At 50.9% G+C, this 9,267-nt stretch carries 8 protein-coding genes; all 8 read right to left on the reverse strand.

The features are described from left to right. Window positions 1-175: 175 nt before the first annotated feature. The 8 genes from NWF35_RS05475 to NWF35_RS05510 all read right to left on the reverse strand — a co-directional run bounded on the left by NWF35_RS05475 (window position 176) and on the right by NWF35_RS05510 (window position 8,615). Window positions 176-370: a helix-turn-helix domain-containing protein gene (locus tag NWF35_RS05475; RefSeq protein ID WP_301238082.1), complete on the reverse strand. Its 195-nt coding sequence runs from the start codon at window positions 368-370 to the stop codon at window positions 176-178. Window positions 371-396: 26 nt separating this feature from the next. Next, window positions 397-2,175 (reverse strand): prenyltransferase/squalene oxidase repeat-containing protein, encoded by a 1,779-nt coding sequence (locus NWF35_RS05480; protein ID WP_301238083.1) that lies wholly within the window; start codon window positions 2,173-2,175, stop codon window positions 397-399. 60 nt (window positions 2,176-2,235) lie between these two features. Beyond that, window positions 2,236-3,192: a glycoside hydrolase family 130 protein gene (locus NWF35_RS05485; protein ID WP_301238084.1), complete on the reverse strand. Its 957-nt coding sequence runs from the start codon at window positions 3,190-3,192 to the stop codon at window positions 2,236-2,238. A 42-nt stretch (window positions 3,193-3,234) separates the two neighbouring features. Further along, window positions 3,235-4,203, reverse strand: a complete 969-nt coding sequence (locus tag NWF35_RS05490; protein ID WP_301238085.1) for an ROK family protein — start codon at window positions 4,201-4,203, stop codon at window positions 3,235-3,237. A 113-nt stretch (window positions 4,204-4,316) separates the two neighbouring features. Beyond that, complete coding sequence (locus tag NWF35_RS05495) at window positions 4,317-5,147, reverse strand: carbohydrate ABC transporter permease (RefSeq protein WP_301238086.1); 831 nt, start codon at window positions 5,145-5,147, stop codon at window positions 4,317-4,319. Window positions 5,148-5,169: 22 nt separating this feature from the next. Beyond that, the gene (locus NWF35_RS05500; protein WP_301238087.1) at window positions 5,170-6,033 is read right to left on the reverse strand and encodes a carbohydrate ABC transporter permease; all 864 of its coding nucleotides are present in this window, start codon (window positions 6,031-6,033) and stop codon (window positions 5,170-5,172) included. Between the two features lie 61 nt (window positions 6,034-6,094). Then, on the reverse strand, window positions 6,095-7,399 hold the full coding sequence (locus NWF35_RS05505; RefSeq protein WP_301238088.1) for an ABC transporter substrate-binding protein: 1,305 nt from the start codon (window positions 7,397-7,399) through the stop codon (window positions 6,095-6,097). A gap of 13 nt (window positions 7,400-7,412) precedes the next feature. Then, on the reverse strand, window positions 7,413-8,615 hold the full coding sequence (locus NWF35_RS05510) for an ROK family transcriptional regulator (protein WP_301238089.1): 1,203 nt from the start codon (window positions 8,613-8,615) through the stop codon (window positions 7,413-7,415). Window positions 8,616-9,267 lie beyond the last annotated feature (652 nt).

Consider the following 9,267-nt stretch of genomic DNA (forward strand, 5'->3'; position numbering starts at 1 on the left):
TTTTTCTCGATAAGCGTCGAATGTACATCTCCGGGGACCTTGGTGGAAATCCAGAAGTGGTCGATGTAATCGGGATACGCGACCTCAAGCTCATTGGCCTGTCCCGGTTCAAACCATTGAATCTTCCAATTTTCATTGATCTTCATACTCCTGATCCTCCATATCCATTTATAGATCATCCGGATATGTTGTACTCACGGTAGCCTGTGGGCGTTACTCCCGTCAGCTTCTTGAACACGTACACGAAATATTTGTAATCCTTGTAACCCACTTGTTCGGCAATTTCGAATACGCGACAAGACGTTTCCGTGAGCAAATGTTTCTGGTGGCACCACTGTGATGTACTCCAGTCCCTCCAAGTAATACTCATCCAACTCTGCCGGCTACGGATACAGCTTACTTCCCTTGGACGAACCAGTTTTTCTTCGTACGAATATCGTGGATGAAGGCGTTTTGCCCTGTCCGTTCCGTCGTAAACGAAACGAATGAACGGACCGGTTGAACCGCGATATTATCCAAAATCAATGGTCTCCCGCCGTGATAAATCATGGTAATCCGGTTGATACCCTTTTTTAATACCGCTTGGCCGATCGGATCCCGCCACAAATAATCCCGGTCCGGCGATCCACCTGCATCGTAAAGGGCGATTGGTTTTCCGTTAACCAACACTTCCAATATGCTCTTCCCTTTGACCGTTGCTTGTTTCTCCATAGCCGCCTCGATTTGCACTGGTTCTGTACAGTCATTATCCCATACAAATGTCAAACCGTCCCCGTTTGACATTTTTACTGTTTGACTGCTGTACACCGCCTCTCCGTTCCAAGACGAATCGGGTGTGATGATCACGGGAGATCCGTGGGTCGCTTGCGCTTTTTCCGCTTCCATCAGACGAAGACCATGCATCTCGACCGTGCGGGCGTTCACATATGGTGTGGCCCAGTGGTTGGAGAGAACCGACTGCATTGCCATCAATGTTTCGATCGTCGATTCGGCTCCGGCATTCCGGTTGATCTTGCCCGGAGCGATAATGCCGTCGTAGCCGCGGCCCGTTCCTGGATCATACATCGCGGTATGAGCTGCGTTGTTCCCGGTAAACCATGAGGCCGCCAACCCTGCCATCCGTGCATAATTGGGGTTGCCCGTCGCTTGGTAAACACTGATCAGCCCCTGCACCATCCGGTTGACACCGTATGCGATCTGTTCAAATTGGGTCGGGGTCGGTGCCATCTCCTTGATCATGCCCGAGGTCAACAAATAGGCATACAATCCATCAGCAGCTTTACGGGCGGAATCAATCCAATCCCTTCGCTTCAGTACTATTCCCGCCTTAGCCAATGCCATCGGCTGGGAACTGCCCCATGCGTGCCAGAGTTGGATCGACCCTCCCCAATCAAGATGGGCATGGTATGGATATAGTCCAAAATCCCCCAATTGATATTGTTGCAATCCGTTCCCGATCATCTCCATCGATTTCTTTACTTCAGGCAACGGTTCAGCTCGATAAAATTCCGTCAATCCGAGCAAAGCGTTGGACATCGCGTCAAAGCCGTCCATCCAGGCAGGTACCTTTACTCCGTGCACCGTCCGATACTGGCCGTATTGAGGTGCAATCGTGCGTTGCAACGCTTCGTTTGCCAACAGAAAATGCTTTTTCAATTCTGTGGCGTAAGCCGGATCCTCTTTCAAGAACACACGGTAGCCATACCCCATAGCCCACATGGCTCTGGCGGCCCACCACCCCATCGACTTGTGACTGGTGGGCCCATCGCGGTTGATACTGTAGTCAGCGAATACAAAGTTGTAAAATTCTCCGTCGTCTGCTTGCATGTAACGAATGAAATTGAGAGCTCTCCGGGCGCGTTCCAAGCTGTCCCGGTTCCCATTCGACTCAAAATCCCGAAGGTATACGACAGCCGCCCGTGCCGTATCGTCCACGCAACCGATCCCTTCTCCATTGGCTGGCACCCAACCGTAATCCGGATACTCGGAATAAATGCGGGTGACAGACATCGGCATACCATTTATCATCACTTCGTCTTGAAGATGATTCAAGTGCGCAAGATTGACTCGTGTCGGTTGAGATGGTGAAACCACCGAATGCGCGGAAACCAAGGGAGTCTGGCTAGCTGTCAACAAGAAGACTATTACCCAAATCCACCACTGATTTCTTTTCATACGCTTTCCCTCTGCCTCCTGTATCATCCGGCTTCTCCCCACTCCACCGACTTTCTCTCTCTACGGGCGGTATACAGCCACGCCGATCTTGGAATCGGCCATACCGAAGTACAAATACCATTTCCCCTGAAATTCCACCAAGCCTTCAGCAAAAACCACATGATCTACCTGACCTTCGCATTCATCGGCCGATTGCGGTTCGAGGAAAGCCCGCTCCGTCCGTTGGATTAGTTGCTCTGGATCATCCAGTGAAAACAGCGCTTGTCCAACGGCGTAGCGCACCTTTTCGCCGCGTTCCTCTTTCAGGGGATGTGCTGCGTTGTAAATCAGCAAAATCCCTTCCTCGGTCAACAGCGGTTGTGGTCCTGGTTCCACCAAGACGCTGTCAAAAGCACCGGGGTCCTGCCGGGTTTGCAGTACAGGTTTTTCCACAGGATCCCAATGTATAAGGTCCTCAGAATAAGCCACCCAAATGGCGGAATCACCGAAATACATCACATACTTGCCATTGATTTTTTCGGGCAGGATTGCTCCCGATTTAGACCAAATCCTCGGCTGATCTCCTTTCCAGTCCGGGAACAGCACACCACGTTTTTCCCAATGGACCAGATCTTTGGATGTCGCCAGGCACATCCGAGCACATTCGCCGTCATACGCCGTGTAGGTCATATAATAAGTGTTATCGATCAGCGTCACCCGCGGGTCTTCGCATCCCCCGGGTTGTTCGTACGGTTCGGTGGGAACCAGCACCGGTTCGGGACGGCGCTCGAAATGAATGCCGTCTTCGCTCACCGCCAGGCCGATACGGGAAGTGCCGTTCCATTCGCCTTCGCCCGTATGGTCTTCGGCACGATAAAGCATGTACACTTTATCGTCTTTCACCACCACCGCCGGATTGAACACATCTTTGGCTTCCCAACTATCCCCCTGCGGTGACAATATGGGGTTTCCTTCATATTTTTCGAACGGACCCATGGGAAAACGAATCGTGCCAGCGATACGTTGAGACTTTTGCATCACTCTCTCCACTCCTTCAAAGATGAAATGTTCATGACGGGATTACATTATCCCCTGTTCCGACTTGCGGCTACTATCCGTCCAAAGTGCCGCCGCGCCTAATACACCGGCATCCTCTCCCAATGATGCCGGCACCACTTCGCACGTTCCTCGAAACGGCGCCATCAAATAACTCTCCAACTGCTCTCGCAACAATGGAAACAGCATATCGCCGGCACGACTGACACCGCCACCCACCACTATTTTTCCAGGATTGAAAATATGGATCAGGTTGGACAGCCCGATCGCCAAGTAAAGTACCGTTTGACGAATGATGATTTCGGCCTGGGCATCTCCCATCCGATATGCCTCAAACACGTGTTCCGCGCGGACCAGCCCGCCATCTTCCATAGCGAGTGAATGAATCAACGACGACGGATCCGTATTTTGACCGAATTTCGCAATGGCCGTACCCGACGCCAGCGATTCCAAACATCCTTTTCTACCGCACCCACAAGGCGGACCTTCCGGATCAACAATGGTATGGCCAATCTCTCCGGCAAACGTATTTTCGCCGCGAAACAGCCGGCCGTCCAATACCAAACCGCTACCCACACCCGTGCTTACGGTCAAGTAAATCATCGTTCCCTTCCTTTGACCGGCGCCGAACCAATACTCTCCCCACGCTGCAGCGTTGGCGTCATTCTCCAACTTGACGGGTATGCCCAAACGATCCTCCAGCACCTGACGCAACGGTACATCCATCCATCCGGGCAGATTGGGGGGAGAAAACACTACACCCGAACGGGAATCCAGCGGACCAGGGGCAGCCACTCCGACTCCTTTCACGGAGGAGCGCACACCATCTGTCAACTGAATAACCGCCTCGACCAGCCTGTCGATAACTGGTTGCGGGCCTTGTTCCGCCCGTGTCTCCAACCGAATGCGGCGCAAAAGGGAACCGTCACGATCCACCAATGCCCCAGCGATTTTGGTACCACCCAAATCAATCCCTACATATAAACTTTTCATAGTAATTCAGCCGGTCCGGCTTCCGACTCACCTCCTTTACAGATGAAACCGCCTGAAGACCACAGCGTCCAAGGGTGTACCTGTGGTGCTTTAGCCATGTGGAGTGTTAACATTTATCCCTTCATGCCGGAACTCCCAACACTCTCAATAAAGTAGCGTTGAAAAAAGAGATACAACACGATCACAGGAAAAGCCAACATGGTGTTCACGGCCATGATACTGCCCCACTGTCCTCCCTGTCCTTCCAAACCGAACAAAGTGGCCATTTGCGCCAGAGGCATCAATTCCTGATCCCGCATGACCAAGAGCGGCCAGAGCAGGTCGTTCCAAGGTCCCATAAATGTGAGAATGGCAACGGTGACCACGGCCGGTTTGGAAATGGGCATCATAATCTGGAACAGAATGCGCCATTCACCTGCCCCGTCAATCCGGGCGGCATCAATCAACTCTTGAGGGACAGTGCGGAAAAATTGACGAAAGATAAAAACCCCCAATGCGTTCATGGAAACGGGAAGGATCAGACCGGCAAACGAATTCATCCAATGCAATTTCACCACTATAATGTACAGCGGAATCATGAGCAGTTGAAACGGAATCATCATCGTCAATAACATGATGGAAAACAGCACGTCTCTTCCCCGAAACTTCAGACGCGCCAAGGCATAGCCGGCCATCGAGGTGAAAATCAACGTAATCAGCGTTACGCTCCCCGCAAATACGAAACTGTTGAGCAACCCTTTCCAAACCGGGATCCGCTCGAGCATGTAGCGGTAACTGTCCAACGTGATGCGTGAAGGAATCAAATCGAGACGGAACGCTTCTTCCGGTGTTTTCAATGACGCCAACACCATCCAATAAAACGGAACAACAAACATCACCGCCCCGGCCACCAATACGACATATAAGCATCCTCTTTTGATCCAATTGCTGATTTTTCGGTCCATATCGCCTCCCCCTTCCGGTTATTCAATACGTCACGTCTTTTTCCAACAAACGCTTTTGAATCATCGACACGCTCAGGATGATGAGAGCCAGCACCAATCCGATCGTGGCCGCGTATCCCATATCGAGACTTTGAAACGCGTTTTTGTAAATATACATCACGACGGACAACGAACTGTTGGCCGGTCCACCACCCGTCATAATGTACGGTTCGGTGAACAATTGGAACCCGTTGATCGTCGACAAGATCACTACCAACAACATGGCCGGGTTCAACATGGGAATCGTGATCCGGAAAAAGCATTGCAATGACGTGGCTCCGTCGATCCGCGCCGCTTCGTACAATTGTTTGGGAATGCTCTGCAATCCGGCCAAAAAGATGACGACGTAGTATCCTAGGTTTTTCCATGCGGCCACCCAGGCTATCGACGGCATCGCCCATGTTTCACTGGTGAGCCAGGGGACCGGGTGTAGACCCGCTTTTTGCAATAACCCGTTGATCAAACCGTCATCAGTGGACAACATCCAAGCCCACAAAAACGAAATGACTACCCCGGAAGTTACGACCGGTAGAAAATAGGCACCCCGGAAGAAACCTCTTCCTTTCAACGGTTGATTCAGCGCAACCGCCAAGATCAACGCCAACCCGATCTGTAGCGGAATATTGATGAGAATGAAACGCAACGTGTTCCACAACGCTTTGAAAAACAGGTCATCATTCAACAATCGCTTATAGTTCTCCAACCCGACGAAGGGTATATCCGGAGACACGAGATTCCAATCGTGAAAGGTCAGCCACACAGAAAAAAGAACGGGATAAGCCATAAATACCAGCAAAAAGACCACATACGGGAGAACCAACCAGTATCCGGCCCTCTTTCCTTTCACGTTTTCACCCCCTTTAACCGGGGCAAAGGAGGAGGATCCCCCTTTGCTCCGGAGTGCAAGGTTATCGGGATCGTTGCAGGATTTCATTCACCTTTTTTTCCGCATCGGACAATGCCTGCCGGGGATCTTTTTTCCCCATGACCGCCGCTTGTTGGTATTCCAACGACAATGCGTCAAACACATCCGTGATTTTGTTCGAATCGTCGATAGCCCGCGTGTACGGGGCTTGTCGGACAAACGCGTCGAGAACGGGCTTTTGGCTCAGGTACTGTTGAACGGAAGGATCTTCGGCCAGATCCTTGCGGAACGGAATTTGCTGCGTCATTTTCAAAAACTTGACGTCATTCTGTTTACTGATCAAAAATTTGGTGAACTCCCAAGCCTCTTTGGGATGCTGGGTCGACCGGAAAATAGCAATATTCTTTGGGTCCCCGTAAGTGATGCGCAATTTCGCCGGCATGTTGTCAGGAACGGGAATGGGCATAACCCCCACTTCCATTTTCGGCGCCTGCTTTTCAATATCGGCCAGCGCCCACGGTCCGGTAATCACCATCGATACTTTTCCTTGAACAAACAGATTTTCTTTGAAGGTGGATTGCGGCGCGATTTTTTGTTGGAAAAGCGTGCGGAAGAATTGCATCACTTGCAAGCCTTTCGGGTTGTTGAAATCCGCCTTTCCGCCTTTTAAGAGTGTTTTCCCTTCCGTCGCGGCCACATACCAGGGGTAAAAGTCGAAGAACCGCTGCCACCAAGTTTGCTCCACGTTGGGAGCGATCGCCCAAATGTCAGGTTTTCCGTCTCCGTTCGTATCGCGCGTCAGCTTACGGGCAGCCGCGAGGAACTTGGAGTAGGTGTCCAAACCGGGGTTGTCAGGATTCAGACCGACTTCCCGAAAATGTTGTTTATTGTACAGGATCATAATCGGGTTGCCTTTCCAAGGAACCTGATACAAATGCCCATCCTTGGATTTGAACGTTTCTACGGTTTCTTTGGGAGTCCGTTTCAAAATCTCCCCCATCGCACCGTCAATGCTGTCGATCGGCAGCAACCCACCGGCTTCCACAAATTGCCCAATAGCACCCGGATTGATGTTGGAGCACACATCCGGTGTCGTTCCTCCCGCGATCGAAGTCAGCAACACTTCTTCTGTAGACCGGCTGGCTGGAAGCGGTTGCATTTTGACTTGAATGTTGGGGTGTTTGGCATTCCACTCTTTCACTACTTCTTTGGCGAATTGCACTTCCACCGGGTTGGCGGCCGGCCAGTATGTCAGTTCCACTTTGCCGTTGTCGTTCCCACCGGAAGTGCACCCGACCTGCAACAGCATCAACATCAATGCCATCACGACGATTCCTACGCGCTTCACAAAAGCTCCCTCCTCATGTGAATTGGAACGTAAAAATCTCTTCCAGCACCAATGCTGCTGCGCCCGTCATCGCCGACTTCCCACCAAGGGCGGACGGCACAATCGTCACTTGGTCCCGGAAAACGGAGATGACACGCCGTTTGGCGATGTCAGCGGCAATCTCCACCATCTTGGGATACGCTCGAGGGATTTTTCCGCCGATGATCACTTTTTGGGGTTGAAAAGCGTTCACGATCCCGCTGATCCCAATGCCCAAAATGCGTGAAGTCTCCTCCACCACACGCAGCGTCAAAGGATCTCCTTGTTGAAGCGCTTCCAAAACGAGTGAAAGTGTCAATGGGGAGTCTTGAGGATAAAAGGACGAATCCGCCTCCCGTCTCAGTTCCTCACCGATCCGGCGGACCATCGCCAGCCCGGATGCCATTGCTTCCAGACAACCATAGTTGCCGCAGTTACAACGTGGTCCGTCCAGATCAATGGTGCCATGGCCGATCTCGCCCGCACCGAATCGATTCCCCCTGTACAGCTGTCCCCCGATGACGATACCTCCCCCGATTCCTTCGCCCACCAAGATGTAGATCAAATGATTGACATCTTGTCCCGCACCGAACCACTTTTCCCCCAACGCCGACACGTTCGCGTCTTTTTCCAGTTTGACGGGTGAACGCAGTTCCTCTTCCAGTCGTCGTCGGAGAGGAAACACGCTCCACCTTGGAAGGTTGGGAGGGTGAATCACTTCACCTGTTTCCTCATTGATGGGCCCTGGTGCGGATACCCCCACACCAAGGATTTTGTCTTCCACGATCCCCGCTTCTTTGATCAGTGATTTAATCAAAACCACCACGGATTGAACATAGTCTTCTGGTTCTCCGCTTACAGGGGCATCCTTACGTGCCTGGGCGACAATTTGTGTCTCAAAGTTAAACAACGCCGCTTTGATATCGTCCACCGACAAATCCACACCGATCACATAGAACGCTTCCGAGTTCAGCTTGTACAACAACGGTTTCCGTCCGCCGCTGGATTTCCCCACACCAAGAACGGAAAGAATGGAAGCTTGCTGTAATTCCTTCACGATGTTGGAAACAGCAGGGAACGTCAGTTGCGTCCGCTCTGCGATTTGCGCGATCGAGACAGGTCCGTTTTTGCGGATATAATCGAGAATTTGTGTCCGATTCACTTTTTTGACCAAATGATGGTCTCCCCTCAACTTCATCAAACACCCCCTTTTCAAATATCATTTAGTAAATCCTCTTAAATGGCACCTAACTTCTTCTTCAACACTAGAAAATATCCTAGATCTACTTTGCACACACAAATTGGAACCAAATCTTATTAAATAACATTTAATAAGCAATTATGATTATACCATGAAAATGAATTATCCATCAATGATGATTATTCAGATTATGGCCCGTGGTCCCAAAGCTGAAGTCGCCATTTCGATTTATAATAGAAGGAGCCCTTGGATAGGGACGCGTTCACGATGAGCTTTACAAAAAAGTGACCCACCAGGTTGCCTGCCCGCGGGTCACTTTTTTCGTGATGTCACAACGTGAACCACCTGTATCACTAGGGAGTATGTGGCAAATCCGTGAGGGTGCAAATGCTTTCCCGGGTGAGCGACTTATTAAGTCCGACGTCAGTTCACGTACTTTCGTTATCTTGTCATTTCATGTTTGGTACGCTTACTAAATCATAATAGACTGGATATACTGAAAATTGACACTCCACACGGCTAAAGCCGTGGGATTCTTGAGTGGTTAACGCCCTCAGTCCATTTCTGTTTCGGGCAACCCTCAAGCTAAGGGGTGTGTCATCACCCCATCCCATGCAGTTCTACGTTTCTTGCCGTATGTACCCACATG

It is taken from the genome of Polycladomyces subterraneus, from assembly GCF_030433435.1.
Taxonomy (GTDB): Bacteria; Bacillota; Bacilli; order Thermoactinomycetales; family JIR-001; genus Polycladomyces; species Polycladomyces subterraneus.